The sequence below is a fragment of the Dietzia sp. 2505 genome, from assembly GCF_040546785.1.
Classification (GTDB): domain Bacteria; phylum Actinomycetota; class Actinomycetes; order Mycobacteriales; family Mycobacteriaceae; genus Dietzia.
Map to the genome: position 1 here is coordinate 144215 of NZ_JBEPON010000003.1, position 16768 is coordinate 160982.

The following is a 16768-nucleotide window of genomic DNA, read 5'->3' on the forward strand; positions in this document are numbered from 1 at the left end:
GCGGGTTGTCGCAGGTAGACTGGGCCGGTCCCAGACCCCCGAGACGCGAGGAGTTCGCACGTGGCGGACGCCAAGAGCAAGGCCAGCAAGAAGGGCACGAACGACTACGGTGCGTCATCGATCACCGTTCTCGAAGGACTCGAGGCCGTCCGGCTGCGTCCGGGTATGTATATCGGCTCCACAGGGACGCGCGGACTGCACCACCTGATCTGGGAGGTGGTGGACAACTCGATCGACGAGGCCATGGCCGGCCACGCGACCGGTGTCAAGGTCACGTTGCTGGAGGACGGCGGCGTCGAGGTGATCGACGACGGCCGGGGCATCCCCGTCGAGATGCACGAACAGGGCATGCCCACCGTGCAGGTCGTCATGACCCAGTTGCACGCGGGCGGCAAGTTCGACTCCGACTCCTACGCGGTCTCCGGCGGTCTCCACGGCGTGGGCATCTCGGTGGTCAACGCGCTGTCGACGCGGGTCGAGGTGCAGATCAAGCGGGACGGACGCCTGTGGCAGCAGAACTTCAACATGGCCGTGCCGGAGGAGCTCGTCGACGCCGGGCCCGCCGAGGGCACCGGCACCAGGGTCCGCTTCTGGGCTGACGGGTCGATCTTCGAGTCCACCGAGTACGACTTCGACGTGGTGGCCCGTCGCCTCCAGGAGATGGCGTTCCTCAACAAGGGCCTGACCATCACTTTGACCGATCGACGGTCCCGGGCCGAGCAGGCCGCGGAGCTCGACGCGATCGCGGACAGCGAGGGTCGCGGGTCCGACTCCGCACCGGGTTCCGATGAGGGGTCGGACATCGAGCACGCCGTGGACGCGGAGCAGGCCTTCGTCGAGGGCGCCGTCGAGACGACCGAGCCCGCCGAGCCGGTCAAGGTCCGCGAGCGCAAGCGCACCTTCCACTACCCGGACGGCCTCAAGGACTACGTCACCGCGATCAACAAGTCCAAGACGGCGATCCATCAGACGATCCTCTACTTCGAGGGCAAGGGCACCGGCCACGAGGTCGAGGTCGCCATGCAGTGGAACTCGGGTTACTCGGAATCGGTCCACACGTTCGCCAACACGATCAACACCCATGAGGGCGGCACCCACGAGGAGGGCTTCCGCGCCGCGCTGACCTCCCTGGTGAACAAGTACGCCCGCGACAAGAAGTTGCTCAAGGAGAAGGACCCCAACCTCACGGGGGATGACATCCGAGAGGGCCTCGCCGCGGTGATCTCGGCCAAGATCTCGGACCCCCAGTTCGAGGGTCAGACCAAGACCAAGCTGGGGAACACCGAGGTCAAGGGCTTCATCCAGCGTCAGGTCTCGGAGCACGTCGGTCACTGGTTCGAGGCCAACCCGGCCGAGGCCAGGGTGATCGTGAACAAGGGCATCGCCTCAAGCCAGGCCCGCGTCGCCGCCCGCAAGGCCCGCGAGATGGTCCGCCGCAAGTCGGCGACCGACATCGGCGGGCTCCCCGGGAAGCTGGCCGACTGTCGCTCCAAGGACCCGGCCAAGTCCGAGTTGTACATCGTGGAGGGCGACTCCGCCGGCGGCTCGGCCAAGTCCGGTCGGGACTCGATGTTCCAGGCGATCCTGCCGCTGCGCGGCAAGATCATCAACGTCGAGAAGTCACGTATCGACAAGGTCCTCAAGAACACCGAGGTCCAGGCGATCATCACCGCCCTCGGCACGGGTATCCACGAGGAGTTCGATCTCGATAAGCTGCGCTACCACAAGATCGTGTTGATGGCCGACGCCGACGTCGACGGTCAGCACATCTCGACGCTCCTGCTCACCCTGCTGTTCCGGTTCATGAAGCCGCTGGTGGAGAACGGGAACGTCTACCTGGCGCAGCCGCCGCTGTACAAGCTCAAGTGGGGCAAGGGCGAGCCCGACTTCGCGTACTCGGACCGTGAGCGCGACGAGCTCCTCAAGATCGGTCTGGAGAAGAAGCGCAAGATCAACGTCGAGGACGGGATCCAGCGCTACAAGGGTCTCGGTGAGATGAACCCCAAGGAGCTGTGGGAGACAACCATGGATCCGACGGTGCGCACCCTCCGGTTGGTCACGCTCGACGACGCCGCGGCCGCCGACGAACTGTTCTCGATCCTCATGGGCGAGGACGTCGACGCGCGCCGCAACTTCATCACCCGCAACGCGCGAGACGTCCGCTTCCTCGACGTCTGACCCGCGCCCACGATCGGCGGGCATCTCGCAGGAACGTCACCACCGTCCCTGCGAGATGCCCGCCTACCCGTGTGTCAGAGGCTGCCGCAGTCGTTCGGGGCGGGCTCGCCCGCGAGCCGGCGGGTGACGAAGTCCAGGGCCGCCGGGAAGTTGGTCACGGCCGCCGCGGCGTGCGTCACCCCGGCGACGGGCGGGGTCGTCTCGTACCGGAAGTGCACGGAGGTCCCCTGCGCGCACCAGTCCCGGCCGAGCTGCTCGACCTGACCGAGCGGGATGATGTCGTCGTGGATCCCCCCGGCCACCATCACCGGCACCTCGGGTCGGAGGCGGCCGATCCGCTGGTGATCGAGAACCCGCAGCGCCTCGGGTTCGGAGCGGATCAGCTCGCCGAGGCTCCGGCCCGAATGGGTCCACTCGTGAGTGGTGCGCCTCCCGTACGCAGAGCGCAGGTCGAGGGTGCACAGGCCGGCGATGTCGGCGAGCGCGGCCCGCCCGGCGTCGTTGACCTGGCGGTCGACCACCTGCCGGACGGCGGGAAAGCGCTGGGACATGCCGTTGATGGCGTAGCCGATCGCACCGGTGAGCGTGGAGCCGTCGATGTGGTCGAGCACAGCCAGCAGATCCGCCGGGGGAGCGGACGCGTAGGCCGCCCGCAGGTCGACGTCCGGGGCGTACGCGGGGGCGAGCTCGGTGGCGGCCGCCGAGGCACCTCCACCCTGGGAGTGACCCCAGAACACCACCGGAGCGTCCCCGGTGAGAGCGCGCGCGGCCCGGGCACCGTCCAGCATGGCGTGGGCCTGCTCCACCCGGTCGGAATAGGTGTGGACGCCCGGCGTGCCGAGGCCTATGTAGTCGACCACCATCACCCGGAATCCCTGGGCGGCCAAGACCAGCGCGAACGCCTGCTCGTACGAGGGGACCGCGCCCCCGGTCTGCGGGTTCACGCCGAGCGCGGTCTCGAGATGCCGGGACGGGGCACACGCATCGCCCTGACCCTGCGTACCGGGCCCGATCACGATGGTGGGGCGTGGGCCGGGACCGTTCCACGGTGCGGTCGAGTCGTACAGCGCACCCGAGGTGGCGACCGGGAGTCCGTCGACATCTGCGGACTGGTATACGACCCGTTGGGCGCGAGCGGGCAGCGGGGAGGGCACCTCGGGGAGCCCCGGGAGGGTCACGGCCAGGGGGAGCCCGGAAGGTTCGGACCGCAGGACCTCTCCGGGAGCGCCGACCGGGAGGCCCCGGGTGTCGTAGAAGCCGCCCGGCTGGTCGAACTGGACGGCGTCCCGGTTCGCGGTCGCCGGCGGCGACGGTTGCGCGCCGACGGTCGCGGGAAGGCCGCTGACGAGCGCAAAGACCGCCGCTCCCGCCACGGCCACGAGACGACGATTTCGGTGTCCGGGTTCACTGCGGAGTCGCGACATGACGGAAATGTTACGGGCGTCACATCGGCTGAGCACGGGAATCCGTCGAGACGACCGGAAACCAGACGAGCGGAGAGGGTCGGCCGGGGCGTGGGCCCGGGAGCGGGAACGTCCGGAAGGCACCGGCGGCGCAGCCTGGAGACGTCCCGTCCCCGAGGAGCTAATGGGGACGCCCGAGGCGTGCCCTCGAACCCGTTTCCGCAGGACCTATAGACTGGGTGGGTCCTACGGCCGCCGTCAGAGCACGCGCGTGCCCGCGACATCGTCTGCGAGAGAAGCCAGCGCGACGAGGAACCGAAGAGGAGCCCATGACGGACACGACGTTGCCGCCCGACGCCGGGGGACACGACCGCATCGAACCGGTCGACATCCAGGCGGAGATGCAGAGAAGCTACATCGACTACTCGATGAGCGTCATCGTCGGGCGGGCACTCCCGGACGTCCGGGACGGTCTCAAACCCGTCCACCGTCGCATTCTCTACGCGATGTGGGACAACGGCTACCGGCCCGACCGTAGCTACGTGAAGTCCGCGAAGCCCGTCGCCGACACCATGGGCAACTACCACCCGCACGGTGACTCGGCGATCTACGACACCCTGGTCCGTCTGGCCCAGCCGTGGGCGATGCGCTACCCGATGGTCGACGGTCAGGGGAACTTCGGTTCCCGCGGCAACGACGGTGCGGCCGCGATGCGGTACACCGAGTGCAAGATGACCCCGCTCGCCATGGAGATGGTGCGGGACATCGACAAGAACACCGTCGACTTCCAGCCCAACTACGACGGCAAGACGTCCGAACCGGTCGTTCTGCCGTCCCGGGTGCCGAACCTGCTGATCAACGGCTCCAGTGGCATCGCGGTGGGGATGGCCACCAAGATGCCGCCGCACAACCTCCGCGAGGTCGCCGAGGCCGTCTACTGGGTTCTGGAGAACCCGGACGCAGGGGACGAGGAGGCGCTCGACGCCTGCATGGGCTTCATCAAGGGGCCGGACTTCCCGACCCACGGGTTCATCGTCGGGGACCAGGGCATCAAGGACGCCTACACCACCGGGCGCGGCTCGATCCGGATGCGCGGCAAGACCTCCATCGAGGAGGACGGTAACCGCACCGTCATCGTGATCACCGAGCTGCCCTACGAGGTCAACCCGGACAACATGATCCTGTCGATCGCCGAGCAGCTGCGCGACGGCAAGATCGCCGGCATCTCCAAGATCGACGACGAGTCGTCCGACCGGGTGGGCCTGCGGATCGTCATCACGCTCAAGCGTGACGCCGTGGCCAAGGTCGTCCTCAACAACCTCTACAAGCACTCACAGCTGCAGACGTCGTTCGGCGCCAACATGCTGTCGATCGTCGACGGCGTGCCGCGCACGCTCCCGATCCACCAGCTGGTGCGGCTGTACGTCACGCATCAGATCGAGGTCATCGTCCGGCGCACCCAGTACCTGCTGGACGAGGCCGAGCGGCGGGCCCACATCCTGCGAGGGCTGGTCAAGGCGCTCGACGCCCTCGACGAGGTCATCGCGCTCATCCGTCGCTCGCAGACCGTCGACATCGCCCGCGAGGGTCTCAAGGACCTCCTCGACATCGACGACGACCAGGCCCAGGCCATCCTCGACATGCAGCTCCGCCGCCTCGCGGCCCTGGAGCGGCAGAAGATCGTGGACCAGCTCGCCTCGATCGAGCTCGAGATCGCCGACTACAAGGACATCCTGGCCAAGCCCGAGCGGCAGCGGGCGATCGTCGGAGACGAGCTCCGCGAGATCGTCGAGAAGTACGGCGACGACCGGCGCACCGTGATCATCCCGGCCGACGGCGACGTCACCGACGAGGACCTGATCGCCCGCGAAGACGTCGTCGTCACCATCACGGAGACCGGGTACGCCAAGCGGACCCGCACGGATCTCTACCGCGCCCAGAAGCGCGGCGGCAAGGGTGTGCGGGGCGCGGAGCTCAAGCAGGACGACATCGTCCGGCACTTCTTCGTCTCCTCCACGCACGACTGGCTGCTGTTCTTCACCACCAAGGGCCGGGTCTACCGCGTCAAGGCCTACGAGTTGCCCGAGGCCAGCCGCACCGCGCGGGGCCAGCACGTGGCCAACCTCCTCGCGTTCCAGCCGGAGGAGCGGATCGCCGGGGTCATCCGGATCAAGGGCTACCAGGACGCCCCGTACCTGGTCCTGGCCACGAGCAACGGCCTGGTCAAGAAGTCTCGTCTCGAGGACTACGACTCCCCGCGGTCGGGCGGTCTCATCGCCGTCAACCTCCGCGACGGCGACGAGCTCGTGGGCGCCGCCCTCGCCGGCCCCGAGGACGACCTCCTCCTGGTCTCCGAGAAGGGACAGTCGATCCGTTTCCACGCCAACGACGACACGCTCCGCCCGATGGGCCGTGCGACGTCCGGTGTCATGGGGATGCGGTTCAACGACGGCGACGCCCTGCTCAGCATGTCGGTGGTCCGTTCGGAGATGGACGAGAACCAGCTCTTCCTGCTGGTGGCGACCGAGCGCGGGTACTCCAAGCGCACCGCGCTGGCCGAGTACACGGCCCAGGGCCGGGGCGGCAAGGGCGTGCTCACGCTCATGTTCGATCCCAAGCGCGGCAAGCTCGTGGGTGCGACGATCGTGGAGTTGCAGGACGAGCTCTACGCCATCACGTCCAGCGGTGGTGTGATCCGCACGTTCGCCAAGCAGGTGCGCAAGGCGGGCCGGCAGACCAAGGGCGTGCGCCTGATGAACCTCGCCGAGGGCGACTCGCTGCTGGCGATCGCCCGCAACGCCGACGAGCCCGACGACGACGACCGGCTCGACGCCGGGTCCGACAAGGAGTAGAAGGCGATGACCGAGCCGAGCGACGGACCCGAGAGCGGCCCGGCACCCAAGGGTTCCACCCCTGCGCCGGGTTTCGGCGGGTCGGCCAGCTCCACGACGGGGGCGGAGTCCCCCGCCGTGGAGACCACCGACGACGACGCGACCGCGACCGCGTCGTTCCCCGCGGCGACCCAGCACCGCGCCGAGGGACTGCCCGGCGGTGTCGCGACCGCCCACTCGGGTGGCGCGGCCGGGCGCGCGGCCCCCATGGTGCCGCCGACGGAGCGACGGGGGCCGATGGAGTCGGTGCTCGTATTGCGACGCATCGACCCGTGGTCGGCGTTCACCACCGTGCTCGGGCTGATGTTCGCCCTGTACCTGGTGTGGATGGTGGCGATCGGTGTCACCTACCTCCTGCTCTCCGGCATGGGGGTGTGGGACCGGCTCGGGGGGTTGCTCTCCGGAGTGGCGGGTGACGAGTCGGCAGCCGCGATCGGGCCGTCGACGATCTTCCTCTACAGCGGCGGCGTGGGACTCCTCAACGTTCTGCTGCTGTCCATCCTGGCCACCCTCGCGGTGTTCATCTACAACCTCGCCGCCGGGCTGACCGGTGGCGGTGTGCAGGTCACGCTGAGCGATCGCCGGAACTGAGGCGCCCGGGTGGGGGGTCCCGCCGTCGCCGCGGGCCTCCCGATTTGGGTGGCGGTGCGGGCGTCGGGTAGATTAACGCTTCGGTACGAGGGCCTATAGCTCAGGTGGTTAGAGCGCCAAACTGATAATTTGGAGGTCGGAGGTTCAAGTCCTCCTAGGCCCACCCCCGCATGGCAGACGCCGGATCGCTAGCCGCGGTCCGGCGTTCACGCTTTGTGGAACGGGGCCTTAGCTCAGTTGGTAGAGCGCTGCCTTTGCAAGGCAGATGTCAGGGGTTCGAATCCCCTAGGCTCCACTCCTCTCCCCAGGACCGCCCGTGGACAGCACTTCCCGCTCGTGGACACCGTTCGTCCTGATGGCGCTCGTCGTGACGGCGGCGCTGATGTCGAGCGCGACACCGTCCCCCCTGTACGTGGACTACCAGGAGGCCTGGGGGACCAGCGGCGCCATGATCACGGTCGTCTACGCGGTGTACGCGTTGGCGGTCCTGGTCCCACTACTGCTGTTGGGACGACTCTCGGACGCGATCGGCCGCAGGCCGGTGGTGATCACCGGCCTGGTGCTGCTGGTGCTGAGCATGGCCGCGCTCGCGGCGGCGCCCTCGGTGGCCTGGCTGATCGCCGCGCGGGTGGTGCAGGGTCTGGGCGTCGGACTCGTCACCGGATCCGCGGCGGCGGCGATCATCGAGCTGCACCCCACCCGGAACGCCCGTGTCGGCGCGCTCACCAGTAGCTCCACGACCAATTTCGGCATCGCGGCCGGAGTGCTCCTGGCGGGAGTGGTGGCCACCTCGTCGTCGTCGCCCCTCGTCCACCCGTACGTGGTGATGGGCGTGGTCCTGGCCGCACTGCTCGCGGGCGTGGTCGTCCTGGTGCCCGAGACCTCGGGCGCCGGCCCCCAGACGCTCCGGGACGCCGTACGCGTCCAGCGGATCGCGGTGCCCGCCGCGGCCCGTTCCGCCTTCGCCCTCGCCGCGGTGTGCGTGATCGCCTCCTGGTCCGTGGGCGGGGTCTTCCTGGGTCTCGGCGGGGCGATCGCCAAGGACCTCGTCGGCCGGTCGGACTACCTGGTGACCGGCCTGGTGGTCGCCTGCCTCCAGGCCGCCGCCGCGCTGGCCCAGTTGGTGTGGAACCTGCGCGCGGGTCAGGAACAGTGGCGCAGGGGTGTCGCGATCGGCGGCGTGACGCTGGTGGTGGGTCTGGCCTCGGCCTCACTGGCACTCGAGGCCGGGTCGGTGCCCGGGCTCGTGGTGGGGTCGGCGGTCACGGGCGTGGGCATGGGCCTGCTGTTCCTCATGGGCACGTCGCTCGTCGCGCAGAACGCTCCCGACAACGCCCGGGGGGAGGTCTTCTCCGCCCTCTTCGTCGTCGCCTACCTGTCGCTGGGGATCCCCGCGGTGGTGGCGGCTCTGCTGTCCGAGGTCGTCGGCCTCAGCACCGCCTTCCATCTGATGTCGGCGGTGGTCTCGGTGATCGCGGTCGGTGCGCTGCTGGCGGTGGCCCGGATGCGTCCACCGGGCCGGGGGAGTGGACCGTCGGCTGCGGGGTGACCGTCGGCTGCTGAGTGACCGTCAGCCGCTGAGTGATTGGGCGGCGGCCGCCACCCCGATCGCGGCCAGGCCGGTGCGGATCCGGTCCGAGGCCAACAGTGTCTGGATGCGGTGTCTGGTGACCTGTTCCTGGGCGATGCCCATGTGGAGCGGAACGACCCCGGCGGTGAGTGCCGGGACCGCGACGGTGGTGAGGCACGCGACTACGGTGGCGGTCAGGCCACCACGGTCGGGCGACCGCACGGATCCGTAGGTGGCCCAGGCGGCGGCACCCAGACCCGAGGCGTACAGGGTCAGGGCCACCGGGGCGATCCGGCGGGCGTGTTCGGCCTGGCGTTCACCGATCCCCATCGTCGGACCCTCGAACAGGGTCGGGTAGACGACCGAGGTGACCATCGACTGGAATCCCAGGTGGGCCGCGCACGTGGTGAGCAGCGCGAGCCGTCCCGCGCGGAGGGTGGGGTCGGGGACCGCGGTCTGTCGGCGGAGCATGGCGCTCACGCTACCCCTCGCGGGACCTGCCGAGCAGGTGTCGGCCCTCGCCGTCGTCGGTGAGCGCCCGGGCGGTCCGCAGCACGACCCGCCAGCCGCGGTCGGGCGCGTCCACCGGGCCGAGGCGCTCGAGCTCCCACCGGTTCGCCGTCACGCGCATCACGGTGTAGCGCCCCGGTCGGGAGGATCGGACCACCAGTTGGGTGTAGCCCGTGGCCACGGCCCTGTCGCCGTCGAGCAGGACAACCGGGAGGCCGGGCACGTGACCGCACCCGTGGGCGATGAGTTGCTGGTGGGCCTCGCCGCGCACCATCCCCGCCAGACCACCGTGGCCCTCGAGCGCACCGGTGTCCACGTCGTAGACCCCGTCGGCGGTCCAGAGCTCGGCGACGCCCTCGGCGTCCCCGGAGTCGACCCTGGGGGAGTAGGCGGCGAGGATCCGCAGGACGGCCAACTCGTCCTGGGTGGCGTCGAGGCGGGCGTGGGTGTCGGTGATCCGGGTCTCGGCCGACGCGAGCCGGGCTTCGAGGGCATCAAGTCGGGAGGCAGCGGGAGGGGACGTCATGAGGCCTATGTTAATGCGCCGTCTCAGGGGATGAACACGTTATAGTTCTGGCCATGACGGACACCAGGCCAGACACTCGTCCATCGCTACACACCGCAGACGTGGTGGTGGTCGGCATGGGCATCGCGGGGGCGTGCGCGGCGATCGAGGCGGCCGAGGCCGGGGCGTCGGTCGTCGTCCTGGAGGGCGCGTCCGGGCCCGGGGGCTCGTCCTCGCAGTCGGGCGGCGAGGTCTACCTGGGCGGGGGCACCGCGACCCAGCGGGCGCTCGGGGTGGAGGACACCGAGGAGGACATGCGCGCCTTCCTCACCGCGGCACTGGGGCCGAACGCGGACGAGGCCAAGATCGCCGACTACTGCGCGGGCGCGGTCGAGCACCACGACTGGCTGGTGGCGCACGGTGCGGAGTTCAACCACAAGCTGTGGGACACCCCCACCTGGATGCCGGGGGACGACTCGGGACTGATGTGGATGGGTGAGCGGGCCGAGCCCTACGCCTCGATCGCGCGGCCCGCGGCCCGCGGGCATCGCCCGCCCGCCCCGAACTTCGCCGGCAACGTTCTGATGGACGCCCTGGTGGCCACCGCGCAGAAGGCCGGCGTGACGCTGCACTGCGATGTCAGGGCGCGATCGCTGATCGTCGCCGACGGCCGGGTGGCGGGCGTGCGGGCGACCGAGTTCGGCGAGGAGCGCGAGTACCACGCCACGCGCGGGGTGGTCCTGGCGACCGGCGGGTTCGTCGACAACGACCGCATGCTCGAGCAGTGGGCTCCGCAGCAGGTGGGCAAGGACAAGGTCTCCGACGGCCGCGACGACGGCTCCGGGATCGAGATGGGCATGGATGTCGGCGCCGCCGTGCGCCGCATGCACCAGACCGAGACGGCGATGCTCATCATCCCGCGCCTGGCGGTGGGGGCGATGCTCGTCGACGGTGACGGCCAGCGATTCATCAACGAGGAGGTCTACCCGGGCCTGTACTGCCACGCCGCCGTGCACCACCGCCGGCCGCCGGTGTGGGTGATCATCGACGAGAAGGGCATCGAGGACGTCCCGGAGAGCGAACTGTGGGGCATGCAGCCCATGCACGCCGCGGAGACCATCGAGGAACTCGCCGCGGACTGCGGGTTGCCGGCCGACGCCCTGGCCGACCAGCTGCGCCGCTACAACGCGGGTGCCGAGAACGGCGAGGATCCCCAGTTCGGGAAGAGCTCACGCTGGGTCCGCCCGCTCGAGCCGCCGTTCGGCGCCTACCCCACCGGGGCGGGCGGCCCGGACTCCTTCAACGGACTCCCACTCAAAGCACAGGGATTCACCCTGGGTGGGCTGCACACGGATCTGCAGTCGAGAGTGCTGGACCGCGCGGGTGAGGCGATCCCCGGGCTGTTCGCCGCGGGCCGTTGCACCCACGGCCTGCACGGCGAGGGCTATATCTCCGGCACGTCCCTGGGCGACGGCTCGTTCTTCGGCCGCCGCGCCGGGCGCGGGGCGGCGCAGGGGACCGGGTAGTGATCGATCACCCGAGTGGCGGGGCCACGGACCCGGTGGCTGTCCCGCGGCGGGCACGACCCGTGGTGGAGACCGGTCCGCTGCACCCGTCACGCGGTGGCGGGGAACGGATCGACGAGGTCGACGACGACGAGGCCGGCCTCTATGCGCTGGTGGACCAGGTGCGTCGTATCCGCGCACTGACGACCGGGGGGTTGTTCGACGCCGACCTGGCCCCGCTGACCGACCGGGTGCGCGAGGTGGCCGACCGGCTGGAGGCCGCCTCGGCGAGCACGGAGCGCAGGCAGGCGGTCACGTGGTCGTCAGGGGACTACGTCACCAACTGCCCGGTGGTGGGCCGCTCCAACGTCCTCGCGCCGCCGATCGAGTTCGACATCCTGGCCGACGGGACACTCCGCGGCGAGGTGACGCTGGGTCTGGAGTACCAGGGCCCGCCCGCGTGCGTGCACGGCGGAGTGGTCTCGCTGCTGTTCGACGTGGTGCTGGGCCGGGCGAACTTCCACGCCGGTACCACCGGGATGACCGTTTACCTGGACGTCGACTACCGCAGCCCCACACCGGTCCTCGAGCCGATCGTGGTGACCGGCCGGCAGGTGAGGGTGGAGGGCCGCAAGATCTGGGCGCAGGGCGCCATCCACGCGGGTGATCGACTGTGCGCGACCGCCGAGGGCATGTTCGTCGAGCCCGGCGGCCTGCTGGTGGAGAACCGGCGCCGCCTGGCGGGAGGGTGACCGGCGGTGGCCGGGTGAATGCGGAGTAGATTCGGTTTTCGTGACCACCGATGCCTCCGCCACCGACGACCGCCCCTTCGGAACGACCGATCCCGCCTCGGCCGGCGAGGAGGGCGTCCCGTTCCTGCGTCAGGACGACGACACCTCCGGCTCCACCGACCTGGCCCGCGAACTGCGCCGGGTGCGGGGTCTCGTGGCCGGGTCGCGCTTCGACGACGTCCATGACGCCGTCGGGATCGTCCGGGAGCTCGCCGACCATCTCGAGGCCGTCGGCACCATGGTGCGCCCCTCGGACTACGCGACCTGGGGCGTTCCGGAGCATCTCGCCTCCAACCCCGCGATCGGCAGCCGCAATCCGGTCTCCCCGCCGCTGGAGCCGGTGGTCCTCCCCGACGCCACCGTTCGGGCGGATCTGCGGCTGGGCATCGAGTACCAGGGCCCTCCCGGGTGCGTCCACGGTGGGATCGTCGCGCTGGTCTTCGACGAGATGCTCGGCCTGGCCAACGCCGCCGCCAAGAGCGTCGGCCTGACCGCGGACCTGCGGGTGAGCTACACCTCGCCGACCCCGCTGTACGCCCCGCTGCGGTTCGAGGCGCGACAGGACCGCGTGGAGGGCCGCAAGATCTGGGCCAGCGCCACCGTGTACACCGGCGAGACGCTGTGCGCGCGCGCCGAGGCATTGTTCATCGAGCCCAGGGGGATCTCGGACGCGCAGCGGGACCACCCCATCGAGGGCTGACCAGGGCGGGGGCGCGACGCGTCGGTGGCGGCGCTCAGCCCTCGCCGCGCAGGGCCTTCATCCGCTTGTGCGCCCCGGCCACGATCCGGCCGCGATCCACTCCGGAGCTGAACTCGACGCCCTTGAGATTGCCCTCCCCGCCGCAGACGTGGACCGGGCCCTCGCCGATCGACGCGAGCACCTCGTCGGCGACGTCGGCGGGCTCGCTCACGGTCATGCCCGGGAGATCCATGTCCAGACCGGCGCGGATCATCGCCGGGGTGCGGGTCACGCCGAGGATCACCTCGACCACGTCGACCCCGTGCTCGCGCATCTCGAGCCACAGGCCCTCCACGAACACCCGGCTGAAGGCCTTGGCCGCCGAGTAGATGCTCATGTCCGCGTGACCGAGGTAGCCGGCCATCGACCCCATGACCACGATGCCGCCCCGGCCGCGGGCCTTGAGCGCGGGGGCGAAGTTCCGGATGACCGCCAGCGGCGAGGTGATGTTGAGGTCGATCAGCTGCTGGACCCGCTCCATGTCCGACTCGGCGAACTCCGCGCCGTAGGTGTTGGCCCCGGCGTTGAGGACCACCAACCCCACGTCCAGCCCGTCGCAGGCGGCGGCTATCCCGTCGGCGGCACCGGGCTCGGTCAGGTCGACGGAGAGCACGCGGCACTCCACGCCCCGGGCGCGGACGGCCTCGGCGGTCTCCTCGAGGGGGCCGCTCCGGCGGGCGACCAGCACGGACGAGACGCCGGCGTCGGCCAGGCGGAGGGCGATCTCGGCACCCACTCCCTCGCTGCCGCCCACGACCAGAGCCCAGGGGCCGTACGTGGACGGATCGATCTGCTTCTTTTTGACGGGTGTCGACATAGTCTCCAGAGTATGACTAACGACAGCGACAGTCCCGAAATCGGTCGAGGTCCGCTCCCGAGGATCGAGGGCGTGGACGACTTCCAGTTGAGCAGCATGCGGGAGCGACTGGGGGACACCTTCGATCCGATCGCGGTCCCAGACCTGCCCACGCCGGATCCCGATCTCGATCGTTCGGTGGCGGAGCTGCGCAGACTGCGGGAGGCGATAGCCGGGCTCGCCCACTCGGAGGTCGAGCTGGGGGACATCGCGGACCGGTTGGCCGAGGTCGCGGACCTCCTCGAGCCCCGCGTGCCGGAGCCCGCCCGCCGGCTGGAGGCGATGTGGACCGGTGCCGGGTCCCGCCGGGCCAACCCCGTGGGCGGTCCGGAGAACCCGATCGCCCCGCCGGTGCGGTTCTCCGGGTGTGACGACGGGTCGGTGACGGCGGAGGTCACACTCGGACTGGCCTACCAGGGCCCTCCCGGGTGCGTCCACGGTGGGATCAGCGCGCTGATCATCGACCACATGATGGGCTTCGCGAACCACTGGGGAGGCCGCTACGGGATGACCGCCCACTACGAGATCGACTACCGGTCACCCACGCCGCTCCTACGGCCGCTGACGTTCCGCTCGTGGGTGGACGAGGTGGACGGCCGCAAGACCTGGACCAAGGCGACCATCCACGCGGGCGACCGGCTCTGCGTCGAGGCGCGCGGGCTCTTCCTCGAGGCGAGCGTCGCGGTACCGGGTCGCCCGGACCAGCGGTCGACCGTGGGAGACGGTGCCTGACCGGACTCGACATCCGGCCCCGGGCCACCGGCCTCGGGTTAGCGGTCTCGGGCGTCGCCGCCTCTAGTGTTGGAGGTCGACCTGCACGACCTTCTGCAGGTAGGGGGCGATCACCTCGGTCAGGCCCGAGGCCAACTGGTCCGGGTCCTCGGGCGGGAGCGAGATGAAGCTGATGCCGATCCGGGCGATGATCGAGGCGGCTAGCCGGGCCTGGCTCGCCTCGATCCGCATCCAGCTCTCGGACAGGGCCGGCACGAGGACCTCGGTGGCGCGCTCGATGAGCGGCCCCGCCTCGGTGGTGATCAGCCGCAGCAGGTCCGGCTTGATGTCCCCGGTCACGAGCGCCCGGATGAGCGGGTCACGGCTGCTGGACCGCAGGAAGCCGTTGATCCCCTCACTCAGGGCCAATTCGATCTGCCCCGGATGCCGGATGATGGAGTCCCGGATCTCCCCGGCGAAGGTCTCCGACAGCTGGAGCGCGTACGCCTGGGCCAGGCCCTGACGGTTGCCGAACGTGCTGTAGAGCGTCTGCCGGCTCAGTCCTGCGGCCTTGGCCACGTCGGACATGGTCACCGCCGACCAGTCACGGGACTCCAACAGTTCGTGCATCGCGTCGAAGACGGTGAGGCGAGGCGACCAACGCTCCCCCTGGGAATCCCCGGAGGAGCGTCGGTCACTGGTGGAGGGGCGGCGCGGCATGAGGTCCATTGTTCCTGATCTGGCGTCCGCGGGTGTGGAGGGCTACTTCACGGGCAGGAAGTCGACCTTGTCGCGGACGCCGCAGTCCGAGCAACGCCACGTGGTGGGGATCGCCGACCAGGGGGTCCCGGGAGGGAAGCCCTCACGGGGCTCGCCGGCCGCCTCGGAATAATGGTGCCCGCAGTTCGGGCACACGTACTCGCCGGTCGGCGAGATCTGGTCAGCGGCGATGTCGGTGTCCACGACCACCTTCTCCGCCACCGCGGTGGAGCCGGCGCCGGCCGCATCGACCCCGTGGCGGGCGAGGATCTTCTCGCGCTTGGACGGCTGGATGTTGGCCCGGGTGATGTCACCGTCGTAGTGGGCCAGCACGCGCTTGTCCATGACCTTGCGCCACAGCGGCGGCACGTATGCCAGGACCATCATCGTGGCGTACCCGGACGGCAGCTGCGGGGCCTGCTCGAAGCTGCGCAGGACCTGGTAGCGCCGCATCGGGTTGGCGTGGTGATCCGAATGACGCTGCAGGTGGTACAGGAAGATGTTGGTCACCAGGTGATCGGAGTTCCACGAGTGCTCCGGGCGGCAGCGCTGGTATCGGCCGGCGGAGGTCTTCTGCCGCTTGAGGCCGTAGTGCTCCAGGTAGTTGACCACCTCCAGCAGGGAGAAGCCGAAGACCGCCTGGACGAGGAGCCAGGGTGCGACCTCCCAGCCGAACACCGCGATGAGTCCGCCGAAGAGCACGACGGTCATGAGCCACGCGTTGAGGTTGTCGTTGCGGATCGTCCACGGGCTCTTGCCCAGGCGGCCGAGCCGCTCGGACTCGAGGTGCCAGGCCGACCGTGCGGAGCCCACGACGCTGCGCGGCAGGAACGCCCAGAAAGACTCGCCGAAGCGCGAGCTGGCCGGGTCCTCGGGGGTGGCGACGCGGGCGTGGTGCCCACGGTTGTGCTCGATGAAGAAGTGTCCGTACCCGGTGGTGGCCAGGGCGACCTTGGACAGCCACTTCTCGCTCCCGGCGATCTTGTGACCGAGCTCGTGAGCGGTGTTGATGCCGATGCCGCCCGTGATGGCCACGGTCCAGGCCACACCGATCGAGGCGGCGATCCCGAGACCGCCGTCGTAGCCGAGCCACGACAGGTCCTGGGCGGTCCACAGGTAGCAGGCGACGATGAGGGACGCGTACTGGAAAGGGATGTACAGGTAGGTGCACCAGCGGTAGAAGGGGTCGGCCTCGAGCCGGTCCATCACCTCGTCCGGCGGGTTCTGGCCGTCGGCTCCGACCGCCAGGTCGCCGAGGGGGATGGCGACGTAGACCAGGACGGGGAGCAGGAACCACGCGGCGGTGGCGGCCCAGCCCAGACCCAGCCCGTTGAACCCGATGACGAACGGCATCGAGAGGAACAGCCCCATCGCCGGGATCAGGCCGAGCAGCCACAGGTACCGCTTGGCGTCGGTCCACGCGTAGGGCTCGACCGCGGCGTCCGTGGCGTCACCCACTGCGGCCTCACCCAGCGCGGCGTCACCCAGCGCGGAGGTGACCTGGTCGGCGGGATCCGTCGTGTGGTCCCGGTCGGGACGCTCGTCTGCGCCCCGGGGGCGGATGTACTCGGTGCTGGACATCGTCAACGACCTCCAAGATCATTTTGTGTGGCCTACGCCACTGCCTGGACACCAGGTTAGACAAATTCACAGCCGCTGTCTAGACATGCGGGCGGATTTTGTCCAAGCAGGGTGACGACGAGGCCACCCGGCCCTGAGGCTGGCGAGGAATAAGGGGGCCGTCCGCACAGTTGTACCC

At 69.9% G+C, this 16768-nt stretch carries 14 protein-coding genes and 2 tRNA genes; 10 read left to right on the forward strand and 6 right to left on the reverse strand.

The window, feature by feature from the left end; translation table 11 throughout:
- The first annotated feature begins 60 nt into the window (after positions 1-60).
- Positions 61-2178 carry a DNA topoisomerase (ATP-hydrolyzing) subunit B gene (gene gyrB / locus ABIE38_RS07570; protein WP_354055034.1) on the forward strand — a complete coding sequence of 706 codons (2118 nt, stop codon included), beginning with the start codon at positions 61-63 and terminating at the stop codon, positions 2176-2178.
- Positions 2179-2252: 74 nt separating this feature from the next.
- Here gyrB and ABIE38_RS07575 read toward each other — a convergent pair whose 3' ends face one another.
- On the reverse strand, positions 2253-3602 hold the full coding sequence (locus ABIE38_RS07575) for an alpha/beta fold hydrolase (RefSeq protein WP_354055035.1): 1350 nt from the start codon (positions 3600-3602) through the stop codon (positions 2253-2255).
- A gap of 308 nt (positions 3603-3910) precedes the next feature.
- Here ABIE38_RS07575 and gyrA point away from each other — a divergent pair, with 308 nt between their 5' ends.
- From gyrA to ABIE38_RS07600, 5 genes are all read left to right on the forward strand, one after another.
- Positions 3911-6433, forward strand: a complete 2523-nt coding sequence (gene gyrA / locus ABIE38_RS07580) for a DNA gyrase subunit A (protein WP_354055037.1) — start codon at positions 3911-3913, stop codon at positions 6431-6433.
- 6 nt (positions 6434-6439) lie between these two features.
- Positions 6440-7063 carry a DUF3566 domain-containing protein gene (locus tag ABIE38_RS07585; protein ID WP_354055039.1) on the forward strand — a complete coding sequence of 208 codons (624 nt, stop codon included), beginning with the start codon at positions 6440-6442 and terminating at the stop codon, positions 7061-7063.
- 89 nt (positions 7064-7152) lie between these two features.
- Positions 7153-7226: transfer RNA gene (locus ABIE38_RS07590), tRNA-Ile, on the forward strand.
- 59 nt (positions 7227-7285) lie between these two features.
- Positions 7286-7358, forward strand: a tRNA-Ala gene (locus ABIE38_RS07595).
- Between the two features lie 21 nt (positions 7359-7379).
- Positions 7380-8612 (forward strand): MFS transporter, encoded by a 1233-nt coding sequence (locus tag ABIE38_RS07600; RefSeq protein WP_354055041.1) that lies wholly within the window; start codon positions 7380-7382, stop codon positions 8610-8612.
- 21 nt (positions 8613-8633) lie between these two features.
- Here the strand turns inward: ABIE38_RS07600 and ABIE38_RS07605 are convergent, their stop codons facing one another.
- Together ABIE38_RS07605 and ABIE38_RS07610 are read right to left on the reverse strand one after the other, a co-directional pair.
- Positions 8634-9104 carry a hypothetical protein gene (locus ABIE38_RS07605; RefSeq protein ID WP_354055042.1) on the reverse strand — a complete coding sequence of 157 codons (471 nt, stop codon included), beginning with the start codon at positions 9102-9104 and terminating at the stop codon, positions 8634-8636.
- A 10-nt stretch (positions 9105-9114) separates the two neighbouring features.
- Positions 9115-9669 (reverse strand): nuclear transport factor 2 family protein, encoded by a 555-nt coding sequence (locus ABIE38_RS07610; RefSeq protein ID WP_354055043.1) that lies wholly within the window; start codon positions 9667-9669, stop codon positions 9115-9117.
- 53 nt (positions 9670-9722) lie between these two features.
- Here ABIE38_RS07610 and ABIE38_RS07615 point away from each other — a divergent pair, with 53 nt between their 5' ends.
- From ABIE38_RS07615 to ABIE38_RS07625, 3 genes are read left to right on the forward strand one after another with little or no spacing between them, the layout of a single operon-like run.
- The gene (locus tag ABIE38_RS07615) at positions 9723-11174 is read left to right on the forward strand and encodes an FAD-dependent oxidoreductase (RefSeq protein ID WP_354055045.1); all 1452 of its coding nucleotides are present in this window, start codon (positions 9723-9725) and stop codon (positions 11172-11174) included.
- Entirely contained in the window at positions 11174-11905 is a 732-nt protein-coding gene (locus ABIE38_RS07620; RefSeq protein ID WP_354055047.1) for a PaaI family thioesterase, read from the forward strand. Before ABIE38_RS07615 ends, ABIE38_RS07620 begins: the two co-directional genes overlap by 1 nt.
- Before the next feature lie 40 nt (positions 11906-11945).
- Positions 11946-12644, forward strand: coding sequence for a PaaI family thioesterase (locus ABIE38_RS07625; RefSeq protein WP_354055049.1), 699 nt, complete (start codon positions 11946-11948; stop codon positions 12642-12644).
- Positions 12645-12678: 34 nt separating this feature from the next.
- On the opposite strand, the gene ABIE38_RS07630 is transcribed toward ABIE38_RS07625, so the two are convergent.
- The gene (locus ABIE38_RS07630) at positions 12679-13500 is read right to left on the reverse strand and encodes an SDR family NAD(P)-dependent oxidoreductase (protein WP_354055051.1); all 822 of its coding nucleotides are present in this window, start codon (positions 13498-13500) and stop codon (positions 12679-12681) included.
- Positions 13501-13512: 12 nt separating this feature from the next.
- On the opposite strand from ABIE38_RS07630, the gene ABIE38_RS07635 reads away from it, so the two are divergent.
- Positions 13513-14271, forward strand: coding sequence for a PaaI family thioesterase (locus ABIE38_RS07635; RefSeq protein WP_179524022.1), 759 nt, complete (start codon positions 13513-13515; stop codon positions 14269-14271).
- A gap of 63 nt (positions 14272-14334) precedes the next feature.
- On the opposite strand, the gene ABIE38_RS07640 is transcribed toward ABIE38_RS07635, so the two are convergent.
- Together ABIE38_RS07640 and ABIE38_RS07645 are read right to left on the reverse strand one after the other, a co-directional pair.
- On the reverse strand, positions 14335-14970 hold the full coding sequence (locus ABIE38_RS07640; protein WP_241730643.1) for a TetR/AcrR family transcriptional regulator: 636 nt from the start codon (positions 14968-14970) through the stop codon (positions 14335-14337).
- A gap of 42 nt (positions 14971-15012) precedes the next feature.
- A complete protein-coding gene (locus tag ABIE38_RS07645; protein ID WP_354055053.1) occupies positions 15013-16590 on the reverse strand; it encodes a fatty acid desaturase in 1578 nt (525 codons plus the stop codon).
- Positions 16591-16768: the final 178 nt, after the last annotated feature.